Annotated in this window: 28 protein-coding genes and 1 tRNA gene; 12 read left to right on the forward strand and 17 right to left on the reverse strand. The window is 64.6% G+C overall.

All coding sequences use genetic code 11. The annotated features are described in order from the left end of the window. Nucleotides 1-8 precede the first annotated feature (8 nt). The 10 genes from cobJ to RH831_RS04190 all read right to left on the reverse strand — a co-directional run bounded on the left by cobJ (nucleotide 9) and on the right by RH831_RS04190 (nucleotide 6,969). Complete coding sequence (gene cobJ, locus RH831_RS04145) at nucleotides 9-842, reverse strand: precorrin-3B C(17)-methyltransferase (RefSeq protein WP_310553001.1); 834 nt, start codon at nucleotides 840-842, stop codon at nucleotides 9-11. Continuing rightward, on the reverse strand, nucleotides 839-1,672 hold the full coding sequence (locus RH831_RS04150) for an SAM-dependent methyltransferase (RefSeq protein WP_310553002.1): 834 nt from the start codon (nucleotides 1,670-1,672) through the stop codon (nucleotides 839-841). Before RH831_RS04150 ends, cobJ begins: the two co-directional genes overlap by 4 nt. After that, the gene (gene cbiG, locus RH831_RS04155; protein ID WP_310553003.1) at nucleotides 1,669-2,586 is read right to left on the reverse strand and encodes a cobalt-precorrin 5A hydrolase; all 918 of its coding nucleotides are present in this window, start codon (nucleotides 2,584-2,586) and stop codon (nucleotides 1,669-1,671) included. Before cbiG ends, RH831_RS04150 begins: the two co-directional genes overlap by 4 nt. After that, entirely contained in the window at nucleotides 2,583-3,368 is a 786-nt protein-coding gene (locus RH831_RS04160; protein WP_310553004.1) for an SAM-dependent methyltransferase, read from the reverse strand. Before RH831_RS04160 ends, cbiG begins: the two co-directional genes overlap by 4 nt. Then, nucleotides 3,365-4,006: a cobalt-factor II C(20)-methyltransferase gene (locus RH831_RS04165; protein WP_310553005.1), complete on the reverse strand. Its 642-nt coding sequence runs from the start codon at nucleotides 4,004-4,006 to the stop codon at nucleotides 3,365-3,367. The genes RH831_RS04160 and RH831_RS04165 overlap by 4 nt, the downstream gene beginning before the upstream one ends. Then, nucleotides 4,003-4,554 carry a precorrin-6Y C5,15-methyltransferase (decarboxylating) subunit CbiT gene (gene cbiT / locus RH831_RS04170; protein WP_310553006.1) on the reverse strand — a complete coding sequence of 184 codons (552 nt, stop codon included), beginning with the start codon at nucleotides 4,552-4,554 and terminating at the stop codon, nucleotides 4,003-4,005. Before cbiT ends, RH831_RS04165 begins: the two co-directional genes overlap by 4 nt. 64 nt (nucleotides 4,555-4,618) lie before the next feature. After that, nucleotides 4,619-5,323, reverse strand: a complete 705-nt coding sequence (locus RH831_RS04175; RefSeq protein WP_310553007.1) for an ABC transporter ATP-binding protein — start codon at nucleotides 5,321-5,323, stop codon at nucleotides 4,619-4,621. Next, entirely contained in the window at nucleotides 5,320-6,045 is a 726-nt protein-coding gene (locus tag RH831_RS04180) for an energy-coupling factor transporter transmembrane component T (protein WP_310553008.1), read from the reverse strand. The genes RH831_RS04175 and RH831_RS04180 overlap by 4 nt, the downstream gene beginning before the upstream one ends. 1 nt (nucleotide 6,046) lies before the next feature. Beyond that, nucleotides 6,047-6,310: an energy-coupling factor ABC transporter substrate-binding protein gene (locus tag RH831_RS04185; RefSeq protein ID WP_310553009.1), complete on the reverse strand. Its 264-nt coding sequence runs from the start codon at nucleotides 6,308-6,310 to the stop codon at nucleotides 6,047-6,049. Next, entirely contained in the window at nucleotides 6,307-6,969 is a 663-nt protein-coding gene (locus tag RH831_RS04190; protein WP_310553010.1) for an energy-coupling factor ABC transporter permease, read from the reverse strand. Before RH831_RS04190 ends, RH831_RS04185 begins: the two co-directional genes overlap by 4 nt. Nucleotides 6,970-7,065: 96 nt before the next feature. Between RH831_RS04190 and cobA the strand changes: the two genes are divergently transcribed. The 5 genes from cobA to RH831_RS04215 are packed head-to-tail and all read left to right on the forward strand — an operon-like array spanning nucleotide 7,066 to nucleotide 11,945. Next, nucleotides 7,066-8,082: a uroporphyrinogen-III C-methyltransferase gene (cobA, locus tag RH831_RS04195; RefSeq protein ID WP_310553011.1), complete on the forward strand. Its 1,017-nt coding sequence runs from the start codon at nucleotides 7,066-7,068 to the stop codon at nucleotides 8,080-8,082. Beyond that, on the forward strand, nucleotides 8,079-8,684 hold the full coding sequence (locus RH831_RS04200; RefSeq protein ID WP_310553012.1) for a bifunctional precorrin-2 dehydrogenase/sirohydrochlorin ferrochelatase: 606 nt from the start codon (nucleotides 8,079-8,081) through the stop codon (nucleotides 8,682-8,684). The genes cobA and RH831_RS04200 overlap by 4 nt, the downstream gene beginning before the upstream one ends. Then, nucleotides 8,681-9,988 (forward strand): cobyrinic acid a,c-diamide synthase, encoded by a 1,308-nt coding sequence (locus tag RH831_RS04205; protein WP_310553013.1) that lies wholly within the window; start codon nucleotides 8,681-8,683, stop codon nucleotides 9,986-9,988. Before RH831_RS04200 ends, RH831_RS04205 begins: the two co-directional genes overlap by 4 nt. A gap of 25 nt (nucleotides 9,989-10,013) precedes the next feature. Then, a complete protein-coding gene (locus RH831_RS04210; protein ID WP_310553014.1) occupies nucleotides 10,014-10,529 on the forward strand; it encodes a DUF5817 domain-containing protein in 516 nt (171 codons plus the stop codon). Between the two features lie 45 nt (nucleotides 10,530-10,574). Next, nucleotides 10,575-11,945, forward strand: a complete 1,371-nt coding sequence (locus RH831_RS04215) for an amidohydrolase family protein (RefSeq protein WP_310553015.1) — start codon at nucleotides 10,575-10,577, stop codon at nucleotides 11,943-11,945. Here the strand turns inward: RH831_RS04215 and gpmI are convergent. Beyond that, the gene (gene gpmI / locus RH831_RS04220) at nucleotides 11,942-13,453 is read right to left on the reverse strand and encodes a 2,3-bisphosphoglycerate-independent phosphoglycerate mutase (RefSeq protein WP_310553016.1); all 1,512 of its coding nucleotides are present in this window, start codon (nucleotides 13,451-13,453) and stop codon (nucleotides 11,942-11,944) included. The two genes, RH831_RS04215 and gpmI, sit on opposite strands and share 4 nt — an antisense overlap. Nucleotides 13,454-13,673: 220 nt before the next feature. On the opposite strand from gpmI, the gene RH831_RS04225 reads away from it, so the two are divergent. Both RH831_RS04225 and RH831_RS04230 read left to right on the forward strand, forming a co-directional pair. Further along, on the forward strand, nucleotides 13,674-13,976 hold the full coding sequence (locus RH831_RS04225) for an AbrB/MazE/SpoVT family DNA-binding domain-containing protein (protein ID WP_310553017.1): 303 nt from the start codon (nucleotides 13,674-13,676) through the stop codon (nucleotides 13,974-13,976). After that, on the forward strand, nucleotides 13,969-14,613 hold the full coding sequence (locus RH831_RS04230) for a hypothetical protein (protein ID WP_310553018.1): 645 nt from the start codon (nucleotides 13,969-13,971) through the stop codon (nucleotides 14,611-14,613). The genes RH831_RS04225 and RH831_RS04230 overlap by 8 nt, the downstream gene beginning before the upstream one ends. Nucleotides 14,614-14,769: 156 nt before the next feature. Here RH831_RS04230 and RH831_RS04235 read toward each other — a convergent pair whose 3' ends face one another. Both RH831_RS04235 and RH831_RS04240 read right to left on the reverse strand, forming a co-directional pair. After that, nucleotides 14,770-15,033 carry a helix-turn-helix domain-containing protein gene (locus RH831_RS04235; RefSeq protein WP_310553019.1) on the reverse strand — a complete coding sequence of 88 codons (264 nt, stop codon included), beginning with the start codon at nucleotides 15,031-15,033 and terminating at the stop codon, nucleotides 14,770-14,772. Nucleotides 15,034-15,110: 77 nt separating this feature from the next. After that, nucleotides 15,111-15,785: a helix-turn-helix domain-containing protein gene (locus RH831_RS04240; protein WP_396275457.1), complete on the reverse strand. Its 675-nt coding sequence runs from the start codon at nucleotides 15,783-15,785 to the stop codon at nucleotides 15,111-15,113. A 229-nt stretch (nucleotides 15,786-16,014) separates the two neighbouring features. On the opposite strand from RH831_RS04240, the gene RH831_RS04245 reads away from it, so the two are divergent. From RH831_RS04245 to RH831_RS04265, 5 genes are all read left to right on the forward strand, one after another. Continuing rightward, entirely contained in the window at nucleotides 16,015-16,206 is a 192-nt protein-coding gene (locus RH831_RS04245) for a hypothetical protein (RefSeq protein ID WP_310553021.1), read from the forward strand. 106 nt (nucleotides 16,207-16,312) lie between these two features. Next, nucleotides 16,313-18,913 (forward strand): ATP-binding protein, encoded by a 2,601-nt coding sequence (locus tag RH831_RS04250; protein WP_310553022.1) that lies wholly within the window; start codon nucleotides 16,313-16,315, stop codon nucleotides 18,911-18,913. A 191-nt stretch (nucleotides 18,914-19,104) separates the two neighbouring features. Continuing rightward, the gene (locus RH831_RS04255; protein ID WP_310553023.1) at nucleotides 19,105-20,145 is read left to right on the forward strand and encodes a hypothetical protein; all 1,041 of its coding nucleotides are present in this window, start codon (nucleotides 19,105-19,107) and stop codon (nucleotides 20,143-20,145) included. Nucleotides 20,146-20,328: 183 nt separating this feature from the next. Further along, complete coding sequence (locus RH831_RS04260) at nucleotides 20,329-20,607, forward strand: ribbon-helix-helix protein, CopG family (RefSeq protein WP_310553024.1); 279 nt, start codon at nucleotides 20,329-20,331, stop codon at nucleotides 20,605-20,607. After that, a complete protein-coding gene (locus RH831_RS04265; protein ID WP_070365647.1) occupies nucleotides 20,600-20,863 on the forward strand; it encodes a type II toxin-antitoxin system RelE/ParE family toxin in 264 nt (87 codons plus the stop codon). The genes RH831_RS04260 and RH831_RS04265 overlap by 8 nt, the downstream gene beginning before the upstream one ends. A 300-nt stretch (nucleotides 20,864-21,163) precedes the next feature. Here the strand turns inward: RH831_RS04265 and RH831_RS04270 are convergent. The 4 genes from RH831_RS04270 to RH831_RS04285 all read right to left on the reverse strand — a co-directional run bounded on the left by RH831_RS04270 (nucleotide 21,164) and on the right by RH831_RS04285 (nucleotide 23,699). Further along, nucleotides 21,164-21,237: transfer RNA gene (locus RH831_RS04270), tRNA-Ile, on the reverse strand. A gap of 64 nt (nucleotides 21,238-21,301) precedes the next feature. Then, entirely contained in the window at nucleotides 21,302-21,847 is a 546-nt protein-coding gene (locus RH831_RS04275) for an FxsA family protein (RefSeq protein WP_310553025.1), read from the reverse strand. A 47-nt stretch (nucleotides 21,848-21,894) separates the two neighbouring features. Continuing rightward, entirely contained in the window at nucleotides 21,895-22,827 is a 933-nt protein-coding gene (mptA, locus tag RH831_RS04280) for a GTP cyclohydrolase MptA (protein WP_310553026.1), read from the reverse strand. A gap of 50 nt (nucleotides 22,828-22,877) precedes the next feature. After that, nucleotides 22,878-23,699 carry an NAD(+)/NADH kinase gene (locus RH831_RS04285; RefSeq protein WP_310553027.1) on the reverse strand — a complete coding sequence of 274 codons (822 nt, stop codon included), beginning with the start codon at nucleotides 23,697-23,699 and terminating at the stop codon, nucleotides 22,878-22,880. Between the last annotated feature and the right edge of the window lie 77 nt (nucleotides 23,700-23,776).

Genomic DNA, 23,776 nt, shown 5'->3' on the forward strand with positions numbered 1-23,776 from the left:
GGATCCTCTCAGTAGTCGTACTTTCGCTCGTAGCCGCGGGGCGTGATCATGCGATCGCCCCAGATGCGTGTCTCCTCGGTGCCGACGACGATGGTCGCGGTCATATCCAGGACCGCGGCGTCGCCCATCTCGGGCAGTTCGCCGAGGGTGAGCAGGCGTGTCTGCTCGTCCGCCCGCCCGGCACCGTGGACGATGCCCACCGGCGTGTCGGGTGCCCTGTGTTCCAGCAGGATCTCACAGGCCTGCTGGAAGATCGCCGCGCGGTTCGGGCTCCAGGGGTTGTAGATGGCGATGGCAAAGTCCTCGGGGGCGACTGCCCGGAGCCGCGATTCGATCTCCTCGCGGGTGGTGAGATGGTCCGAGAGGCTGATCGTCACCGCGTCGTTCACGAGCGGGGCGCCCAGGCGGGCGGCACTCGACTGGGCCGCCGGCACTCCTGGTACGACCTCGAAGTCCACAGCTGCGGGCGCTACATCCCGCGATTCGAGGACTTCGAGGACGAGGCCGCCGAGCGCGTAGACGTTCGGGTCGCCGCTCCCGACGAGCGCGACCGACGCGCCGTCGAGCGCCCGGTCGACCGCCGATTCGGTTCGCTCGACCTCGCTGCCCATGCCGGTCGCGTAGACCGACTCGGCGGCGTCGACCAGGGATTTCGGGAGCAGGTCGATGTAGGTCTCGTAGCCAACGATGTGGTCGACGGCCTTGAGGGCTTCCTGGGCCCGAACTGTCATCCCCTCGGGATGGCCCGGGCCGATGCCGACGGCTACCAGGCGGCCGACGTCCGCTGTCGTTCGATTCGTCTCGTCTGGTCCCGTCTCGGGGTCGCTGGGTCTCTCTGTCATTGGTGAAATGGTGTCGTATCGCCCCGTGGCGTGACGAAAAACGGCCGGCCGTCGCCGGCCGGTTCGAGCACGCGAGAGGCTTCGGTCCCGATCACGACGAGCGTGCCCGGGGTCTGTACGTTGAGTTCGGACGCGGCGTCGGCCAGTCGCGAGATCGTGACGGTCTCGCCGGCCGGATTGCGGCCACGGTCCCCCCGGCCGACGTCTTCGAGAATCGCGACCGGCACCGATCCGGCGCGGTGCTCGTTGACGATCGAGAGCGCCTCGGGGAGCGAGCGCCAGCCGTTGTAGAGCACGAGCACGAAACCGGCCCTGGTCGCCGCAGCGAGCTTCTCGTCGATTTCGGCCTGCTCGCGGCGCTGACTCGAGAGTGAAATCGTACAGCAGTCATTCGAGAGCGGCGCGCCCAGCAGGGCCGCCCCGCCCAGCGCGGCGGTCACCCCGGGGACGATTTCGATCGGGATCTCGCCATCGGCCTCGGTCTCGGCCAGCGCCACGAGCAGGTCGGATTTCCCGTACACGTTCGGGTCGCCCCCTGAGACGTGGACGACTGTCTCGCCCGCCCGAACCCGGTCGAAGGTCTCTCGGGCCTGGCGCTCTTTTGCCTCCCGACGCGACTCGATCACCGCCGAATCGTCGAGTAGCCCCGCTTCGTCCAGGAACTCCTGATACAGCGAAGCCGCATAGACCGTATCAGCTGCCTGGATCGCCTCGCGGGCCGCCTGTGTCAGGTGATCGGGGCGGCCAGGACCGATTCCGACGACGAGTAGCTTGCCGTCCGCCCCGTCCTTCGGGCGGGTGACGTGGGCAGCCGTTGGCCACTCGGTCATCGGCCGATCGCCACCGTGACCCGGTCCTCGAACCGCCGCTTTTCGGCCACTAATTCGTGATCGCGACCGCCGGCGAGCGCGCTGGACTCGGCAATACCGGGCCAGCCGGTCAGTTCCCGGGCCTTCGATGGACTGGGCCCCTCGAAGCGCTCCAGGGTTTCCTGCCCGAAGGTCACCAGCCCGAGGTCCAGATCCGCGGCTGCCTCGCGCAACCCCGGCTCTTCGGCCTTCAGGTCGCCGGTCGCGACAAAGGCCACCTCCGAGAATTCGCGATCGACGGCTTCGAGCGCCCCACGCCAGGCCTGCTTGCAGGTTTCGGCGTCGGTTCCGGCGCGACAGCCGGTTCCCAGGACCAGGTCGGCGTCGCCCGACTCCCGGAGAACGGTCACGTCCTCGTCCACCAGGACCGCCCGCGGCCCTTCGAGGCGCTCGACCGGCCCCAGCGCTTCGCGGAGCACGGCGAGGTTCGTCGCGACCGTGGAGTCCGGGGTCTCGATGGTCGCATCGAGTGCCTCGGCCCGCCCTTCAACGGCCTGTTTTCCGGCGGCCTCCGTCGCCGTGGTTACGGCCGGCACGGCCTCGACGGCGGTGAGTTCCGCTGCAAGCCGATTGGCGCCGTGATGGCCGCCAACGAGGGGTAGCGCCCAGGTACAATCCGCGTCGATTGCCACGATGGCCGGGTCGGTCCACTTGTCCTCCAGGAGCGGGGCGATCTTCCGGACGACGATGCCACTGGCCATCACGGCCACGATGGCATCCCGGTCCCAGGCGGCCTCGAACACGCCTTCAGCATACTCCACGTGCTCGACGGTCCGGCCCGGCGCTTCCAGGGCTGTGGCGATTTCGGCGGCCGCCTCCGTGTCCCGCTCGAAGGCGATCACCGCGACCGAATCGACCTCGCTCTCCCCGGTCACGGACCATCACCTTCGTCGCTCGCCCAGCCGCCGTAGAGATGCGACCGGTCGTACCCGCCGCCGGTGACCGCCTCGCCGATCAGCACGAGCGCGCTCGCCTGGTAGCCGGCCGCTTCGACCTGGGCCCAGATGTCCGAGATCGTCCCCTTGATCACGTCCTCGTCGGGCCAGGAGGCGTGATAGACCACGGCGACCGGCGTCTCGGGATCCTCGCCGGCTTCGAGCAGCCGATCCATCATCCCCTCGATGGCATGTGTGCCCAGGTAGACTGCCGTCGTCACATCGCCCATCCCGACGAAGTCGGTCACGTGATCCTGCTCGGCGTTGAGGGTCTTTCCGCGCGGGCGCGTGATCGCCACGTGGTTGGCGATCCCCGAAAGGGTAAGCTGGGTGCCAAGCGTGGCGCTCGCGGCGAAGGCCGCGGTCACGCCCGGAATCACGTAGGCCGGAATCGACCGCTCGGCCAGCGTGTCGATCTGTTCGAGGGCGGCCCCGAAGATCGAGGGGTCCCCGCTGTGCAACCGGACGACCGCCTCGCCGTCCTCGTAAGCAGTGGCCATGGTCTCGACCAGCGTTTCGAGGTCTTTGCCGGCGCTGTCGACCCATCGAGCGTCCGGGGCGTAGGCTTCTAGTACGTCGCTGTTGACGAGCGACCCGGCATGCACCACCAGGTCGGCGCCTTCGAGGGCCTCGCGGCCGGCGACCGTGATGAGTTCGGGGTTGCCCGGCCCGGCCCCGACGAAGGGGATCGCTTCGCCCTGCTGCCAGGGAACGCCGGTCATGCTGATCGCCCCCGTGTGGCGAACGCGACGGTGAAGTAGTCGTCGTCGAGATTCGTGGGGTCCGTGGTCACTGTGGCGTCGTTCATGAAGAGTCGTCGACCGTAGGTCACGTCGTAGCCGGCCGCGGTCAGTTGCTGGTGTGTCGTTGTCACGTCGGTCACCTTCAGCAGGAGACACTGGTCGGGGCCGTCCGTGGGAACGCCGGCCCGGGCCTCCCGTACGTCGATCGCGCCGCCGTCGATCGTCACGTCCATCGCCGCGGTGAAGGCCGAAAGGACACTCACGCCCGGGACGGTCTCGACGTCGACCGCCGGATAGTCCGCCATCGCCTGCTCCAGATGCGAGAACGTGGAGTAGATCTTCGGGTCGCCGATGGTCACGAAGGCGACTGTCTCCGTCTCGGCGGCGGGGGCGACGGCCTCGGCGGCGTCCTCCCAGGCGGCCCGCAGTGCGCTCTTGTCACGGGTCATCGGGAAGGAAAGTTGCTCGATTCGGGCGTCCGGAACGAACTCGCCGGCGATTTGCTCGGCCAGATCACCCGGTGCGTACACCCGCTCGGCTCGCTCCATGATCTCTTTCCCGCGGACTGTCACCAACTTCGGGTCGCCGGGACCCAGCCCAACGCCGTAGAGGGTCATGCCCCACCCCCCGGGGTGCCGGCGATCATGTACACTGGTCGCTGGGGTTCGATCGCCGTCTCGCCGGCCAGGTCCTGTCCCGTTCCGATCGCGATCCGCCGGATTTCGGGCTCGAAATCCCGCGCCCGGAACTCGCCGATGGCTCGAACGGCCGTCTCCAGTCGGGCCGCGTTCAGGACGACTGTCCGCGGGCCGACTTGCTCGACCCAGTCGAGCACGCCATCGAGGTTCCGCGTGCCACCGACGAAGACGGCGTCGGCGGCGTCCGGCAGCCCCTCGGGCGCAACAGCCTGTGTCACGGACACCGTCCCTTCGACGGTCGAGGCCTCCCGGTTCGTTCGGATTGCCGCCACCCGGTCCGGATCCCGCTCGATCGCGGTGACCCGACCGGCGACCTGGGCGGCTTCGAGCGTTACAGCCCCGGTCCCGGCACCCACGTCGACGACGTGGTCGTCCGGTTCCAGGTCGAGTTTCCACAGGACCAGGGCCCTGACTGCCGGTTTGGTGGGGCCCGGCGCGGTCGATTCGGGGAGCGAGATCCGTCCCATCGTCGTGACCAAACGGACGCCCGACTAAAACAATATCGTTTGTAGTAGGACAAACTCACCTTCCTTAGAGGGCCCAGGTCCGGAGGCCGAACTGGACGGCCGTCTCCCGGTCGATGTCCTGGCCCTCGTACGTGATTTCTCCGTCCGCGAGGACGGCGATCCGGTCCGCGACGGTCGTGGCGAAGCCGACGTGGTGTGTCGAGAGGAGGACGGTGACGCCCTCGGCGACCAGGTCCTCGATCAGGGCCACGAACTGGGCGGCTCCGTCCCCGTCGAGCCCGGCCGTCGGCTCGTCCATGACGACGTAATCCGGGTCCATCGCCAGGACGCCGGCCAGGGCGATTCGCTTTTGTTCGCCGTTGCTCATCGTGTGTGGATGCCGGTCACCGGCGTCGGGTAGTCCCACCCGGGCGAGCAGGCTGTCCACGTCCACCGCGTCGGCGACCCCGATGTTTCGCGGGCCGAAGGTCACGTCCTGGCGAACTGTGGGCGCGATGAGTTGATCCGCGGGATTCTGGAAGACAAAGCCCACCCGGGATCGTACCTCCCGCAACGTCGCCTCGTCGTCTTGGATCTGGGTTCCGTCCACCAGCACCCGTCCCGCGTCGGGCCGCAGGAGCCCGTTGAAGTGCTTGAGGAGGGTGGACTTGCCGGCCCCGTTCGGGCCGAGCAAGGCGGTCACCACGCCGGTCTCGGCCGTGAAGTCGACGCCCGTCAGCACCGGCGACCCGTGGTAGGCAAAGGCGACGCCCTCGGTGCGGAGGGTCAAAGCAGGTGCACCCCCACGAGTAGCCCGAGCACGCCGAGCGCGTAGCCATAGCCCTCACTCTCCACGTGGGCCTGGGCCGGCGGTTCGCCGTCGTAGCATCGGGCCCGGAGCGATTCGTCGAGGGCCTCGACGCGACCGATCGTGCGGACGAAAAGCGCGCTTGCCAGCAGTTTCATCGTCCGGAGCGTGGCCCGCCGATTCCCGAACCCGGCCCGTGCGGTCGCGGCGGTGTGCATCCGCTGGGCCTCTGCCATAACCGTCGCGATGGCCCGGTAGACATAGAGGAACAACTCGACGAGCACGTTCGGAAGTCCTGCCTGCCGGAGGGTCAGCACGACCGTCGAGACGGGCGTCGAGGCGATCAAATAGGCCAGAATCGAGAGGGTGGCAAGTGACCGAACGGTGGTGTCAAGCGCCGTTTGCAGTCCGGTGTCGGTCACTGTGAGCGGCCCCAGTCCGTAAAGCACCGCGCCGGGGGCCGTGACCAGCACGACCGCGAGCCCGGGAGCGAGGAAGAACACGGGCACCCCGAGCCAGCGCAGGGGTCGGACACCCACCGCATCGATCGTGAGGCCGAGAAAACAGAGCCCGGCGACTGCCTGGCCCAGTCGGGTCGGGGCGGCGAGGGTCAACACGAGGGCAAAAAGGACGACATACACCTGCAGCGGCCCCCTGATCGCGGGGGTTGCCGATTGCTGGACGCCCTCGAGTGTCGTGTGCATCTCAGTTGTCCGGGCAGCCACGAAGCAGGTAGCCGATGATTCCGCCCCCGATCGCTGCCTGGAGGCTGAACAGTACGGATTCGATCTCGCCGGATGGCGGCGTCCAGATCGACTCGAACCACGGCTCGTAGGCGGGTTCCTGGTCGGCGACCAGTGCCATTCCGGCCCCGTCCGCCCCGCCCCAGGCACCGATTCCGGGTGCCAGGACCGGAATCAGGAGGAGGCCGATCACGGCGAGCCCCGCGAGCAGTGAGAGTCGGTTCACGTCGACACCCCCAGTTTCGACGTCACAGCGGGTTTGACCGCCAGAAGCTGTTTGATCATCGCGGCGGCGATCACCCCCTCCACGATCCCGATCGGTAGCTGTGTCACCGCGAAGACCGCGGCGAAGTTCCCCGCAGCCGCGAGGACCCCGGCGATTCCGCCCGCAGCCGGGAACGCCGCTCCGAGTTGCACTGACGTGACGATGTAGGTCGCCCAGTTGGCCAGCACCGTCGCCACGAAGGTCCCGGTGACGATGCCCGTCCGGTCACGGACGGCACGGTAGCCCAGCCAGCCGATCGCGGGACCGATGATCCCCATCGAGGCGACGTTCGCCCCGAGCGTGGTGATCCCGCCGTGAGCGAGCAGCAGTGCCTGATAGACCAGGACGATGGTCGAGAGCACGGCGGTCACGGCCGGGCCGAAGAGCACGATGGCGATGCCCGTCCCGGTGGGATGGGAGGTGCTCCCGGTGACCGAGGGGAACTTCATCGCCGAGAGCACGAACATGAAGGCGCCGGCGAGGGCCAGCATCGCCATTCGCTCCGGCGATTTCCGCACGTAGGTCGCGACCCGATAGGTCCCGTAGGCGACGAACGGCGCGGCGAACAGTGTCCAGGCCGCGGCCCAGATCGGTGGCAGAAACCCCTCTGCAATGTGCATGCTGTGGGAATAGCTTCTGGGGGGTCAATTAAAACAATTCGGATTGCGATAAACAAAATTAGATTTAATACGCCGGAGCCAAGAGCCTCGGGTAACATGGGGAATTCACGGGAGTCGGCGGGCAATCCTGGGCGGGCCCGGACAGAGACGAACCAATCGCCGGGCCGATCGGGTGCGGGGCCAACTGCCCCGCTCGGCAGCGTGACCGCGGAGACGCCGACGCCACCGGTTGGACGGGCGATGACGCGGTTGAACGGCGAATTCGACGACCGACAGGCGGCCGCCGAGCAGTCCGCCGTCGAGATGGCCTGTGGCACCGATTCGCCAGCCGAACTCTGGGTCAGGGAGGGCGGATCGGTCGCGCTGGTTGGCGCTGGACCGGGTGATCCCGGGCTGTTGACCGTCCGGGCCTGGCAACTCCTCCAGAGTGCGGATGTCGTCCTCTACGATTCGCTGACGAGCGCGGCGATCGTCGACTCCCTGGAGGGGACCGAGTGCATCGACGTGGGCAAGCGCACCCAGCCCCGGACGACCCAGGACCAGATCCACGATCTCATGCTGGATCGCGCTCGCCAGGGCGAGTCCGTGGTTCGGCTGAAGGGCGGGGACCCGGTCGTCTTCGGGCGTGGCGGCGAGGAGGCGGAGTTCCTCGCGGCCCGGGACGTGCCGTTCCGGGTCGTGCCCGGCGTGACGAGTGTCGTCGCAGCTCCGGAACTGGCTGGTATCCCGGTCACCCACCGGGAGATTTCCTCCAGTTTCACCGTCATCACCGGACACGAGGCCGCGGAGAAGAGCGAGGATCACGTCGACTGGGACGCGCTGGCCGAACGCGTCGAGGGCGGCGAGACCCTCATCGTCCTGATGGGTGTCAAACGCCTCCCGGATTACGTCGGCCGCCTCCGGGACCGGGGCGTTCCGGCCGATGTCCCCACCGCCATGATCGAGAAGGTGACCTGGGACGAACAGCAGACCCTCACCGCCACGCTTGGAACCGTCGTCGACCGGGCTGCGGCGGCGGACATCGAACCCCCCGCGACGACGGTCATCGGCGAGGTCGTCTCGATGCGGGATCGGGTCCCCGACATCGACTGGGCGTCCGGTCGGCCACGATGATCCCGCTCTTTCACGATTTCGCGGACCGGCGAGTCGTCATCTTCGGCGGTGGCGCGGTCGCCGCGAGGAAGGCCGCGCTGTTTGCCACGGAAGCCGAGGTCGTCGTCCCCTCGCTTGCCTTCCACGAGCGCTTCTCGGAGATCGACTGTCGGCTCCACCGGACACAGATCGACGGGGACCTGGCGGCCTGGTACGCCACCGACGCGTTTCTCGTGATCCCCGCGACCGACGACCCCGAGCTGAACGACCGGATCGCCGCCCGGGCGGCCGAACAGGGTGCGCTCGTGAACCGGGTGGACGAGACCGGCCGGACCATCACGCCGAGTGTGATTTCGGGCGATAACCTCACGGTCGGCATCGCCACCGGCGGGGGGAGTCCGGCCGTGAGCAAGTACCTCAGGCAGCAACTGGAAGCCGAGATCGAGGCCCTCGATCCGATGGTCGAACTCCAGTCAGAACTGCGCGAGCGGGCCGGGGATCTCCCGTCGGCTGCCCGTCGGGAATTCCTCTGGGATGTTCTCGAAGACGACCGGATCCACGAGACACTCGAAGCCGGGAAGTTCGAGCAGGCCAGAACGCTGGCCATGGAGCATCACCCATGAAGGGCGTCGTCCTGGGCGGCACGGCTTCCGGCGTGGGCAAGACCGTCGCCTCGCTGGTCGTCATGACGGCCCTCGAGGAGGCCGGAGTCGACGTTCAGCCCGCGAAGGCGGGCCCGGACTTCATCGACCCCAGCCATCACGCCGCGATCGCGGGCCGCCCCTCACGCACGCTCGATGTCTGGATGGCGGGACCGGATGGCGTCCGCCGGAACTACGCCCGTGGGAGTGGTGACATGGCGGTCGTCGAAGGGGTCATGGGCCTTTATGACGGTGACGCCTCCAGCACGGCGATGGTCGCCGAGGCCCTCTCGCTGCCGGTCGTACTGATCGTCGATGCCAAAGCCGGGATGGAGAGCGTGGCGGCGACCGCGCTTGGCTTCCAGCAGTACGCCGCCCAGGCCGGGACCGACATCGAGGTGGCCGGGATCATCGCTCAGCGGGCCCACGGCGGCCGCCACGAGGACGGGATCCGGGCTGCGCTCCCCGACAACCTGACCTATTTCGGTCGCATCCCGCCCCGCGAGGACCTGGACATCCCGGATCGGCACCTCGGACTCTTCATGGGCGAGGAGGCCACCCTGCCACGCGAAGGACTCGCTGCGGCCGCCGAGCACATCCGGACCGACCGATTGCTCGATGCGGCTCGTGAGCCCCCGACCGCTCCAGCGGTGCCCGATCCACCCGAGACTGATTCCTGTATCGCACTGGCGCGCGATCAGGCCTTTTCGTTTCTCTATGCCGCCACCCGCGAGCGCCTCGAAGCCGCTGGAACCGTCCGCACCTTCTCGCCCGTGGCTGGGGATCCCGTCCCCGAGTGTGAGGGCATCTACCTCCCTGGCGGCTATCCGGAGCGGTTCGCCGCCGAACTCGAAGCGAGCGACACCCTCGATGCGATCCGGGAGCGGGCTGTGGCCGGCACGCCCGTCTTCGGTGAGTGTGGCGGGCTGATGGCCCTCTCGGAGACGCTTGAAACCACCGCGGGCGACAGCTACCGGATGGCTGGAGTCCTGCCCGCCGAGATTCGGATGACCGAGCGCTACCAGGCGCTGGATCACGTCGAACTGGTGGCCGATCGGGACACCCTCACCGCAAATCGGGGTGAACACCGCCGGGGCCACGAGTTTCACTACTCCACGACGACCCTCGACTCGGATGCGACGCTTGCCTTCTCGATGTCACGCGGCGAGGGCATCAGCGATGGGCGGGACGGGTTGACCGAGTACGCCACGCTCGGCACCTACACCCATGTCCATCCGGAGAGCGGGGCCTTCGATACCTTCCTCGACCGGGTCGATGAGGTTTAACAGGGCGGACCGACCACTGTGACCTATGTACGCCGTGGTGGGTTGCTCGAACTGTCAGGCACTCTGGATCGTCGCGGACCGGCCCGAGACGACCACGTGCCCGCGCTGTGGGGCCCGCCACCAGTTCGACCGGCTCAAGAAGTTCACCACGACCGAGGACCGCGAGGCGGCCCGGGAGGTTCGCTCGGCGATGCTCGCGAGCGCCCAGGACCGGGCGGAAGCCTACGAGAAACTGGACTCCGTGAGCGAGATGGCCGCGGCGATCGAATCTGCGGGGGTCGACGACCGCGAGTACCTCGAGGGGCAGGGCCTGGACCCGGATCGGGTCGCCGCGGCCGCCACCGAAGACGACACCGGCTCGATGAGTCGTCGTGACCGCGTGCTGGCGGCCCTGGACGCCCTCGATGAACCGACCGAGGCAGCGATCGTGGAGTACGCGAGCGAGCACGGGGTGCCGCCAGATGCCGTCCGCGAGATCCTGGAGAAACTCGCCCGCCAGGGGCTGGTGGTCCGGGGTGCCGCTGGCTTTCGCCGACTCTGAGTCCGGAAACCCAACCGTTTTGCTCGCCGGCCCGTCCGTTGGGATATGGCTGCACCCGCCGACGCGATCTTCGTCGATGGCGAGGTCCACACGCTCGCACACCCGGACCGGACCGCCGAGGCGTTCGCCGTCCGTGACGGGACCGTGGTCCGTGTCGCGGACACCTACGAGGTCGAGTTCCTGGAGGGGATCGAGACCACCCGAATCGATCTCGACGGCCGGCCGGTGATCCCGGGCTTCGTGGACGCGAACGCCCACCTGCTGGGAATCGGGCTTCGCCGCCGTCGCGCCGATCTCTCCGGTGTGGATCCGGAGACGGCACGTTCCCGACTCCGAGCCGACGCGGACCGGGACCGGGAGTGGATCGTCGGTGTCGGCTCGCCGAACGCCTCGCTCGATCGGACCGATCTCGACGCCGTGAGCGAGACCCGGCCCGTCGTCGTGATCAGCAGGGACCGAAAGACGATGACGCTCAACTCGGCCGCGCTCGCAGCAATCGGCCACGAGCCAGTGGAGAGCGGTGTCGTCGAGTGGCCCGATTCGCAGCCGGTCTGGGGAGCGCTCGCTCCGGACCGTGACCGGACCCGGGACCTGATCGAGGCGGGGATCGAACACGCCCACCGACACGGCGTCACCGCGGTCCAGGATGACGTGTTGACCGCCACGACGGCCCGCGCCTATCAGGACCTCGATCGGATGGGGGCGCTGTCGCTGCGGGTGCAGGTGGACCGCCGGCCGCCAGTCGGGAACGCCGGTGACCCCATTGCGGCGGCGAGAACCCTCGGAATCCCATCCGGCGCGGGGAACGATCGCTTGCGGATGGGGGCGATCCGGGTCGACGTCGACCAGCAGCCGGCCGACGAATCGACGCTCCCGTCGCTCGCGGCGCTCAACGAGGCGGCAGCGGCCGCGGGGCTCACCGTCCGGCCCCTGGCAACCGACGAGCAGGCCCTCGATGACGTGCTCTCGGAATTCGAAGACGGCCTCGTGATCGACCGCGCCGACCGGGTGCGTGACGATCAGATACGGGCGCTCGCAGAGCGATTGGCGACAGTCGTCGCCAGCCCGGGCAGGCCCGACAGCGCCGATTCACAGCGTGGTGGTCGCTACGGTCGGCTGCATGCGGCCGGCGTGTCACTCGCGCTCGGGAGCGACGGGTTCTCGATGGCCCCGTTTCGGGCGATCGAGCGCCTGCGGTCCGCGCCCGGCCCGGAACAGCGACTTGCCGTGACGGAGGCGCTGCGGGCGGGGACGCGCGGTGGGCCCCTCGCCCGCGGCGGGTCTCCGGGGACGATCGAGGTCGGGGCCCCCGCGGACGTAATCGTGCTCTCTGATTCCCCCTGGGAACGGCCGGCTTCGGACGTGTCGGTGGACCTGACGGTCGTCGACGGCGAGCTCGTGTACGAGAGACCCTAATTCCTGAGCAGGGAGCGGCCCGTCATCCCCTCGGGGCGGTCGAGTCCGAGAATCGAGAGGATCGTCGGCGTGAGGTCCGCGAGGGTGCCACCCTCGCGAATGCGGCCGTCGCCGTCCGTGGGATCGATCGAGATGAACGGCACTGGATTGAACGTGTGGGCCGTGTGTGGCGTCTCCGGTGTGCCCATGTCCTCGGCGTTGCCGTGGTCGGCAGTCACGAGCAGGTGGCCGCCCGCGTCTCGGATGGCCGTGCCCAGTCGATCGAGTTCGGCATCAACGGTCTCGACGGCCTCGATCGTCGCCTCGTAGTCGCCCGTGTGCCCGACCATGTCGGGGTTCGCGTAGTTGAGGACGAGCACGTCCGGGTCCTGCTCGTCGATGATCCGGACCGCGGCGTCGGTGACCCCGGCCGCACTCATCTCCGGCTTTTGATCGTAGGTCGGCACGTCCGGGCTGGCGACGATCTCCCGGATTTCGCCCTCGAACTCGATCTCGCGGCCGCCGTTGAGGAAGTAGGTGACGTGGGGGTACTTCTCGGACTCGGCGATCCGGAGCTGTGTCAACCCGGCCCGTTCGAGGACCGCGCCAAGGGTGATTTCGGGCTCGTTTGGTTCGACGAGGACGGGCAGATCGAAGCGACGATCGTACTCGGTCATCGTCGCGAGCGCAATTTCTGGTGGCTCCGTGGACTGGGGCCAGGCGGGATCGATGTCCGCGAGCATCCGTGTCAGCTGGCGTGCCCGATCGGCCCGGAAGTTGCAGAAGACCACGCCGTCACCGGATTCGAGTGCCGGCCCGCCCGTGATCAGTGTCGGTTCGATGAACTCGTCGGTGTCCCCCCGGTCGTAGGACTGCTCGACGGCGGCCCGAGCCGACTTGGCCTCATGTGTCGCCTCGCGGTTCACGATCGCGTCGTAGGCCCGTTTGGTTCGCTCCCAGTTCCCGTCCCGGTCCATCGCGTAGTAGCGGCCGGAGACGGTTGCGATCGAGCCAGTTCCGACCCGCTCGATTTCGGATTCGAGTTCGGTGATGAACGCCTCGCCGGCGGTCGGGCTCGTGTCCCGACCGTCCATGAAGGCGTGGATCACCACCTCCAGGCCCTCCTCGGCGGCACACTCGATGAGCGCGTGTAAGTGGGCCTGATCGGCGTGGACGCCGCCGTCACTGACCAGTCCCATGAGGTGCAGCCGTCCGTCCTGCTGTCTGGTGTCGTCGAAGACGGTCTGGAGTGCCTCGTTCTCGCAGAAGGTGTCGGCCTCGATCTGCCGATCGATGCGGAGGGCCGGCTGGTCCAGCGGTCGCCCGGCCCCGATGGTGAGATGGCCCACCTCGCTGTTTCCCATGCGTCCCTCCGGCAGGCCCACGGTTGGCCCGTCGGTGCGGAGGGTGCCGGTGACGCCCGTCTTCCAGTAGCGATCGAACGTCGGGGTGCTGGCGGCCTCGATCGCGTTCAATCGGTCGTGGTCGCCGAGTCCCCAGCCGTCGAGGATGACGAGCGCCACCTCCATGCGGATGGCTGGGGGTGGCGGACGTATCTAGGTGTCGTTCGCGGCCCGACCCCGGGCCAGCCCCTGGCTGTGTCCAGTCCTCGAGGAGCAGGGGCAGAACGCGAAACATCCAAATCCCACCGGCTAATACCAAAAAATACCAAGAGCTGGTGGAAAAAGGGGCAGAAAACCATTTAGTGGGAACACTTATGTGCCCCCGGACGAATGATCAGGTGTCGCAATGACAGACGACGACTCCAACCCCGCCATGTTTCCCTCGGCCTTTGCGAAGGCGATGGGACAGGCGGGCTCCGACGCGACGGAAACCTCAGCACAGATGACCGAAGCCATGCTCGATGCGGCTCCCACGCCCGAGACCTTCCCGCTGGAGGCGGTCCAGGGGACGGCGACGTTCAAGACCCGGATCCAGAGCGGCGGCCGGATCAGCATTCCCGACGCCGAACGCGAGGTCCTCGACCTCGGCGAGGGTGACATCGTCCAGGCAGTGATCGTGCCGCTCAAGCGCAACCAGGACAATGACTGAGGACACCGATTCCACCGACGACTCGCCCTTCGGGGCGATGTTCGAGATGCAACGCGACGTGATCGAGCAGGGACAACAGTTCGCCGAGGAGTCGGCGAGTGCCCCGGCGGCGTTCGCCGCGGCCATGCGTTCGGCTGCAGTCGAGGGCACGGACGTCCACCGGCGGACCCTGGAGGTCGGCCAGCGAGCGATCGAGGACATCCTCGACGCCATCGAGGCAACCACGCCGACCGACGAGGCGGCCCTCGAAGACCTCCGTCAGGCCGTCGAGGGTGGCTTCGACGACCTGCTCGCGGCCCAGGACGACGTGGTCGAGTCCGCCGATGAAGCGGCCGAAGCGGGTATCGAGGAGTACGAGGCGGCGGTCGACGGGGCGCTCAGCAGTCTCGATGCCCAGCTGGACCTCATCCTCGATGCGAACGACGACTTCGAGGCCCGGACGCTGGACGCGCTGGAAGTGGTCGTCGACCAGTACGAGTCCCTCCAGGCCGAGATCGAGGGCCAGTCCGGGGAGCTCTCCGAAGACATGCACGCGCAGCTCGATACGTTCGAGGACCGGCTGGCGACCCAGATCGAACAGTACCGCTCGACGCTTGCGGACCTCGAATCGCGGTTCGACACGCTCCAGTCGGAGTGACTACCCAGCCGAACGCCGTCCCGATATGTTTTGTCTCCGGTTTTTGAGACGGCGCGGACGCTGGCGCGAGAACGCGGGTCAGTGCGGATTCGGGGAATTCTTGGATCCTGTTCGGTTTGTATAGTGGGCTAGTCGAGTTGCCTCATAGTTCGGCCATTACGCTTTGCTCATTTCCGCGGTTTCCGAATACGTGGACGTTGAGATTGTGTAGAGGCTTTGCCGCGCGTCCGGAACGTAGAGGTTTTTCTCGACGATATCCCCATCGATGAGTCGGCTGAGTGCGTCTCTGACTGTCCGCTGAGACAGCCGGGTTTCGTTCACGATTTGCTTTTGGGTTAACGCAGAGTTGTATTCGAGGACCTTTAAAACGAGTTTGGCACTCGGCGGAAAGTTCTGTATCTGGTTGTCGACATCTACCATTTGAATACAGTCACCGTGATTCAGCTGTTGCTTTTCTTTCCCTGCCTGTAACAGTTTGACTTGGCTACCAAAGGGATTTATTCGTCCGACTCCGCCGCCTGCTGGAGTTCCTCGATCATTACGGAGTGGGCGAGGAGCGTGGACGTTCCCCGGCGGAGACGCTCCGTGACAGCCTGATCCGAGATGCCAAGCCTGTTGCCCAGTTCCTTGGTGGAAATTTGGCGGGGTATGTCGAAGTACCCTTCCCTGAAAGCCAACATGAGTGCCTCCCGTTGTGGGACCGACAGTCCATACCAGGGTCCCGTGTCTGGTTTCGTCGGGTTGTAGATCCGGATCACCTCCATCTCGATATCCGCGCTCAAACAGTAGTCTTGAAAATCAGAAAGGGCATCGTGACTCGGGAACCGAAGTTCGAACCGCCAGTTGTGCCCCGTCCCTGTCGCTTCGAGCAGCTGTGCACCCCCCTCTCGAATCCCCTTGATTACAAGGTCCCGTGACGCTCGCCACTCGAGGGCATAGAGCGTTCGGTCATCGTGAACTTCCTGAACCTCGAAACTCTCGACGGATGGGTGGTTTTTGACCGCGGCCTCGAACCCGTCCCGATGGGGCTCGTAAATCCAAATATATGGAATGATGGATTCGCCCAGCGGAACCATCGATTCCACTTCCACTACGACACCATCCTCCACACGCAGAATCCGACCCAGTTCGAAAGACTCTGGAGAAAAGTCAATGTCTGCAATTACTGACATCTGTTTCAAAGTATACTCTCCATACAGGTATAGATACCTCACTATGACTGGCTACAGAAGTGGTAGAGCTTGGTATACCAGGCTTTCCAGCAGCCTTTACCCGCTGGAATTGGTAACAGAAGATACGGACAGGTAACACAACCGGATCCGTCACCCAAATCAGCACGAGATTCGGTGGCCACTGGCAAGTGACTGTGACTAGCAGACCGGTGCCCTCTCCAATACTATCATGGACGAAAATTCGACGAGTCATGACGGCATCTCCACGGCCGAGGAGCTCGAAGAATCGTTGGTTCAACTGCTTCGATCAGCCTACGAGAACGGCGTGAGCATCGAAACAAGCTATGAGATTCGGAACGGACAAGCGGTGCCAGACTGGGAAGTCCTGATCCACAAACTCGCCAAAAAGGGGCCTGACTAAATCAATTCGCTTACACTTTTTAGTAGCACAACCGCCAACAATGGTGGCTTATAGTCCCTGATTTACCAACCCGTTCTGACTTGACCATCCATGCGTAAAATCGTGTATGACTGGTTTCCCTTCCGATCAAGCAAAAGCGGATCGTAGCGACGAGTCGGTAAGGGCCATCGAATCGATTGTACAAGAATTGAATGACGTCTTCCGACAAAACACCCCTTTCGAGGAAAAAGCCAGACAGGCTCTCGAACTGGGTAGAGACTTTCTGTCAGTAGATAACGGCCATCTCACTCGGATTGACGAAGAAACCGATCACTGGGAAACGCTCGTCAGTACCGATTCACCTGAAGGATCGTTTCCTCCAGGCCTCGAACTTGATCTTGGCAGCACTTACTGCCGCCGAATAGTCGGGCCCCAATCCCAATTAAGTCTCAGTGATGCCCCAAACCAGGGCTGGGAAGATGACCCGGCATTCGAAACCCACGGCATCCATTGCTATCTCGGCACTCCAATCGTCCTCGATGGGGAGACATATGGCACCGTTTGTTTCGTTTCTGTAGAGTCCCGGAGCAAACCATTTGGGAACGGGGAGAAACTAGTCGCCGAACTCATCTCGCACATGCTCGGACGGGAACTCGAAACCGAGCAACACGAGTCCCAATTGATGAAACAGACGAATCTCAGTCTCGTCCTCAATCGAGTGCTCAGACACAATTTGCGGAACGAGTTGGCCATCATACGTGGCTACACGCAAATGATGTCGGAGTCCTTGACGGATTCCCAGTATGGACAGCGGGCACTGCAGAGTATTGACAAACTCATCCGCTTGAGCCAAAAGGCCAGGGAACTCGACGAGATCGTTGCAAGCGACGCGGAACGCGATCAGTCGGACATTCGGGGTATCATTGGCGATGTTATTGCGAGTTTTCGCACGGAATTTCCTTCGGCATCGATTTCTATCGACACCGATGAGGACGTTTTGGTGGCTGTTTTCCCGAGTTTCAAACGGGCAATGCGGGAACTGATCGAGAATGCCGTCAAACACAGCGGCGAGCACGCTACTATCGAAATATCTATCGAATCGGTTCCGAACGCCATCGAGGTTCGGATTGCCGACGATGGCCCGGGCCTCGGCAGTCAAGAAATCGAGGTACTTCGCTCCGGGTCGGAAACACCACTGATGCATGGGAGTGGTCTGGGACTGTGGCTCGCTCACTGGATCGTATCTAGCCACGATGGATCGGTCGATGCAACAGTCACTGATGCGGGAACGACGCTGACGGTGACGGTTCCTCGGATGCCGGTGGGTGAGAGCGAACAGCCAATACGGGACCTCGTTCGGGCCCGGGACCAGTATAAAGCCGCCTTCGAAGAGGCTGGAGATGCTATAACAATTGCCGACGACCAGGCCCGCATACTCGATGTAAACAAGGAAGCGGCCAGGCTCTATGGCCTGGATAGAAAGCAGTTGATGGGTCGGTCGATGAAAGATTTCCTGCCGGACGATTTCGATTTCGAAGCCGAATGGGGCGAGATCCAGGCGGCCAAAATGAAACGCGATGAGATGCAGATCGCCAGTGCGGACGGGGGAGTAAATCCAGTCGAATATACCGCAAAAACCGATTTCGTCCCCGGACAACATCTCATCGCGAGCCGGGATGTAACCGACCGGAAAGAGCACGAACGGGAGGTTTCCGCATTGAAGGAGCGGTATCAAGCGTTGCTCGAAGAGATCCCGGCCCCGGTCATCGTCACGGATATCGAGAGCGACGAAATTATCGAAACCAACTCGGCTTTCGATACGTTACTTGGTACATCCAAGGATCAACTCCTTGGTGAACGACTAGAAGTCTTGTTCCCTGAAGGCGATGGTGACCGATATCGGGCGGTGTTTGGCCCTCCCTACGGAGATGCAGAAACGATCACTCGACTCCCGAATGGCTCGCCACCGACACTAATAACGGCCGACGGGAAGGCCATCCCCGTGGAGGTACGCATCGGGACCGTTGAACTCGCAAAACGAGAAGTCATGGTGGGCTTGTTCCGAACTGTATCCGACCTGAATGCCGGGAAGGACTCACTTCAGGACCGGAACGAACAACTGGAGTTATTTGCAAGCGTGGTCTCCCACGACCTTCGTAACCCGTTGAATGTAGCGAGTGGACGCTTGGAGTTGGCTATGGATGACTGTGATAGCAAGCACCTCGAGACGATTGAAGACGCCCACAGGCGAATGGAACGGTTGATCGCTGATCTCCTCGTTCTGGCCCGCCAGGGTGAGACTGTCGCTGATCCCGAACCGGTTGCCCTTGCCGACCTGGTGAATGGTTGTTGGAGGAACGTGGATACTGAAGCGGCCACTCTTGTCGCGGACGTGGATCGCACGATTCGAGCGGATGCCAGCCGGGTGAAACAGATATTCGAGAACCTGTTCAGAAACGCTGTGGAACAGGGAAGCGGTGAGGTGACGGTGACAGCCGGCGGGTTAGGAGGGGGATTTTACGTAGAAGATGACGGTCCAGGAATCCCAAAATCCGAGCGGGAAGTTGTATTCGAGGCAGGCTATTCAACTAGGGAGGGGGGATCTGGGTTTGGCCTGAACATCGTCAAGGAGATCGTTGAGGCACACGATTGGGAGATACAGGTCACTGAAGGATCTACGGGCGGTGCGAGGTTCGAGATAACCGGCATCGAGTTCGCTGTCGAATAGACGGTCCGTGTTCAGATAGCAAACGGTGGAAAAGCGGTCGGTCGGCGCCCTTCAGCCGGGACTGAATGAGCCCGCAAACGACTCGAATCCCGACAAGACCGTTTAATCCGACTGAATTGGGCGGAAATCGGCTATGCGATCTTCCCGGTTCATACGGCTGGATACGCTACGGAATTTACGAACCTACCGTCATGATACCAGTAAAATTCGGAACAGTAGCTGCCCTCGTGGTTTCGGTCCTCGTGATTGCCTCCGGCGCGACCGCCGCCATGGCGACACAGGGCTCGGGGCCACTCGGGGCCATGGACAACGGCGAACCGGGACCCGCGGACGAGATTGAAACAGATGGTGCAATCAACATCACCGTCGACGGAACCGTCACACCCGGTGAGACAGTCACTCTCACCGCCAGCCTGGACGGCGAACCGGTCCGGTTCGCCGCCGTGAGTGTCAACGGCGAGGACACGTACGAGACCGACGAGAACGGTTCTGTCGCCGTCACGGTCCCGGACGATGATGAATTCGAGGTCGAGGTCGAAGCCGAACGGGACGGCGAACTCGAAATCCCACTCGCGGATGACGACACGGAAGCGGACGAAGACGATGAGGACATGGACGAGAGTGACGAGGACGAGTCACTCGACCTCGGCGTGGATGGGAACGTCAGCGCGGGCGAGAACGTCACCATCACCGCCACTCACGCGGAATACCCGGTCGCTGGCGCAGCCGTGTCCGTCAACGGCGAGCACGTCGGTGCGACCGATTCCACCGGGACCATCACGGTGACCGTCCCCGATGCGGACGAGTTCGAAGTCGAAGTCGAATACGAGGCGGCGGGTGAGCTCGAAATCCCACTCGAATCGGCCGAGGAAGACGATGACACGGACGCGGAGGGGCAGATCGACCTGGTCGTCGAAGGCACGCTCGAACCGGGTGCGAACCTGTCCGTCACCGCGCTGGACGCCGACGGTAACGCTATCAGCAACGCCACGGTGTCCGTCAACGACGAACCCGTCGGTGAAACCGGCGAAAACGGGACGCTGACCGTGACCGTTCCTGCCGATGACGAACTCGAAATCGAAGTCACCCACGAGGATCGGGACGGGGAGCTATCCGTCGACTTCGAGGACGCGGCGGACGAACACGATCACGACGACGAAGATGACGAGTACGAGGAGGACGGTGACGAAGAAGCGGACGATGACGACGATGCTGCGGGCTCCGAGGACTAAGGAAGTCGGTCCCACGCCGTCCCAGCCTGGTTTGAAGACCGTCTATGCTCGCTTTCCCGGTTGGTTTTGGCAATGGGGAATACTGTGGGAGGGATCTTCAACATGTCTGTAGAACCATCAATTTTGGAATTCCCGTCCGGATTCAACCGAAGCTACTTACGTGATACGCATGTATCACACTACATGAGCACCGACAGTGACGCCGCTGGCGACGGAAAGATGGAGAAGATCAACGTCAGGGTGCCACAGTCGCTGTTGACACAAATCGACGAGGTCTGGGAGGAACGCGGCTACGCGAACAAGTCCGAATTTATCCGTGAGGCCCTTCGAAGTGCCGTCAATCCCCCGACGCAACTATCGACCGAAGCGCTGGAGCACCTCGCCGAGAGCCGAAAACAACGCGAGCAGGGCGAGACCGTTTCGCAGGACGATGTGAAGGACCGTCTGGGCATCGATGACTGAGGTCGAGTGGACGCCGAAAGCCCTTGATTTACTGGCGGGGCTCGAAAAAGATGCGCAGGAGCGACTGGTCAAGAAACTCGACGAGGCGAAAGATTGGACCTCCCATCGCCTCGAGAAACTCACTGGGTATCCGTACCATAAACTCCGAGCGGGCGACTATCGGGCGATTGTCACGTGGGATCAGGCTGACGACGTCCTCGTTGTCGAGGCGGTCGGCCATCGACGGAATATCTACGACCGTCACCTCCCTCCCTGACGTTCGCGTATGGCTGACATCGCGGATGTCTCGTGGATAACTGTGGCCGTGTGAGATAGCGGGTCCAAATTTTGCAGCCACGTCTCGCCACACAGCACGCTGGCCGGTTTCCGGTTTGAGTCGTTTAGAAGTGGGCCAGTGCGGATTTGAACCGGAGGAAGACAGTCCTGCTCGCCTCACTGCGTTCGGCTGCGCGGGCTGTGCCTTCCAGGGCTCAAATCCGCGTGGCCATTCCCAACCGCGACCACACGCGGAGCGACACAGCAAGCTGGTCGCTTTCCGGTTTGAGTCGTTTAGAAGTGGGCCAGTGCGGATTTGAACCGCAAGCCTCCACCTTATCAGAGTGGCGCTCTACCTAATTGAGCTACTGGCCCTGACAACCCCGACTTGCCCGCTGGGAAGTAAAAGGGTTTCCTTTCGCCGGCCGGCGACGGGATCTCAGCGCTCCTCGGAGACGTCGTAGTCGTCCGGCCCCAGGTCGATCGTGTCACCCGACGATCCGCCGTCGTTTGGGCTTGAACCAGTCGTCCAGGGGCCGGCCCCGTCCCCATCCGACCCGTCGGAGCCGGGGAAGCCGGCCGTGTAGACCCGGCCCGTCGCGAAGCCGCCCGTTCGGCTGTCGATCATCGGCGTGATGACATAGCGCTTGAGCACGATCCGGATGGGCACTCGCGAGAGCGGGAGCGCGAGGAGAAAGCCCACCGCGTCGGTAACCAGCCCCGGCGTGAGCAGGAAGGCCCCCGCAGCGATGAGCAACCCGCCATCGACGACCTGGTTGGTCGGCAACTCGCCCTCGGCCAACGAGCGCTGCATCCGACGGAGGGTGTGACGCCCCTCGGCTCTGACGAAGAGCATCCCTAAGAGGGCCGTGAGGACGACCAGCGCGACGGTCGGGGCCCAGCCGATCGTCCCGGCGACCACCACCAGGAGGGCGATGTCCGCGAGGGGGATCAGGAGCAGGCCAGCCAGGAGCAACCGCAACATGACTCCGGATAGCGGCTTAAGAAGTATAACCCTTCGGCCCGGGCTGACTACTCGCCGTTGACTTCCGCTCGCAACTCGTCCATCGTCGCGATCCGCTCGGCGTGGGCGTTGTGCTGATGAATCGACTCCTCGTTCTCCTGTTTCATCGTGATGACCGCCTGATCGTCGATCCCGTTACACTCCTCGACGACCTGCTCGGCCATCGAGCGGACACAGTCCTCGACGAACCGGGCGTTGGCGTGGGCGGCGTAGGTCATGTGGTCCTCGTCCGGGCGCTTTGCCATGTTGTAGATGCGGGCGCTCATGGCGTCCCGGGCGATCTCGACGAGATCGCGGAAGTCCACGTCCGGCTTGCCGGGGGACTCGACGGTGAGGGTCGCATGCCCCCGCTGGGAGTGCCCGGCCTGGGGCACGCGACTGAGGAACTCCGTGACTTCTTCCTCTCCCACACCGAGGTCTTCGAGTTCGTCGCGGGCGCGCTCCTCGATCATGCCCTGTGAGCAGGGGCAGACGGTCATCCCATCGACGCGGGCCCCGATCTCCTCGCGGGTTTCGGCGTCCTCGCTCGCGGTGGCACTGGCGATGAAGTCCACGCGGCTCTGGGTGGTTCGCCCGCTGGCGGGGGTCTCGTCGCGAATCATGTACTCTGCCTCCATCTGGACCATCGCCTTGGTGGTGTACTCGTGTTTCTGGAGGAGCCGCTCGGCGACTTCGCCACACATCTCTTCGACCTGGTAGACCGGTTCGCTGACCGCATCCTCCAGGGTCTCGTCGATGACCTCGAGGTTGCGGGACATGTCCAGTCCCTTGCGCTTGCGCGGCAGGTCCACGTACACCTCGAACTCCGCCATGAGAACGAGTGGCCGACCGCTGCCACGGTTGATCTCGACGAGCTTCTCGACGCCGGTGACCCCGACCCGCTCCAGTCCGACGGTGACGTCCGGCTCGGTTGCCTGCACGTCCGGGAGATCGTGACTCATACATCCCCCGGTTGGGGAGTCCCCACGTTTACCCTTTCCATTGCGGCCGATCACTCCAGCTTTCCGAGCGCCTCGAAGAACGCACTCCCCGGGCCCGCGACTTTCGCGGGCGCTGCCGCCGAAATTGCGACTGTGGTCGGCGGGCGAATCGTCCGGTGCTCGGATCCGTCACTGGAGACGACGGACTCCTCGGCCCCCGTGATCTCGATCTCGATGTCCGCGCCCTCGGGCACTACGAGTGGTGGCATCGCACTGGCCCCGGACATAGTGGTCACGACAAAGGCGTCCATCCGGGGATGGACCAGCGGGCCCCCTTCACTCAGATTGTACGCGGTGCTTCCCGTCGGAGTGGCGACGAGAACGCCGTCACAGTGGGTCTCCTCGTAGTGAGACTCGTCGATGTGGACACTGGCCTCGATCCCGTCAGCGTGGCCCCGCCGTCGCCCTTGGACGAGGACCTCGTTGAGCGCGGGGGAAAGCGTCCAGTCCTCGCCTTCGAGCCGAACCCGGGGCACCTCCCGGTGGCGGATCGTGCCCGTCTCGCGATACTGGGCGACCTCCGTCTCGACGGCCTCGATGGCGTTTTCGGGGGCGACCGTGTTGAGAAAGCCGACTTCGCCCAGGTTGACGCCCAGGATCGGCGTTGAGCCGGCCCCACGGGCCGCATAGAGGAAGGTGCCGTCGCCCCCGATCGAGACCACGAGGTCACAGCGGTCCATGGCGTCGAGCGAGCAGGGCTCCCGGTCGAGTTTCTCGGCGGTGGCCTGGTCGGTCCGGACGGTGATCCCCTGTGTCTCCAGCCGCTCGATGACCGCCTCGGCCAGGTCGACGGCCCGTTCGTTTGCCCGTTGTGCGACGACGCCCACGATCATACGGGGGCTGGGTGCCGGGCGTACAAAAAACGCTCTCCACGGGAAAGCTACTTGGGTCGACCCGACGAACCCCAGGC

The organism is Halodesulfurarchaeum sp. HSR-GB (genome assembly GCF_031432215.1).
Classification (GTDB): domain Archaea; phylum Halobacteriota; class Halobacteria; order Halobacteriales; family Halobacteriaceae; genus Halodesulfurarchaeum.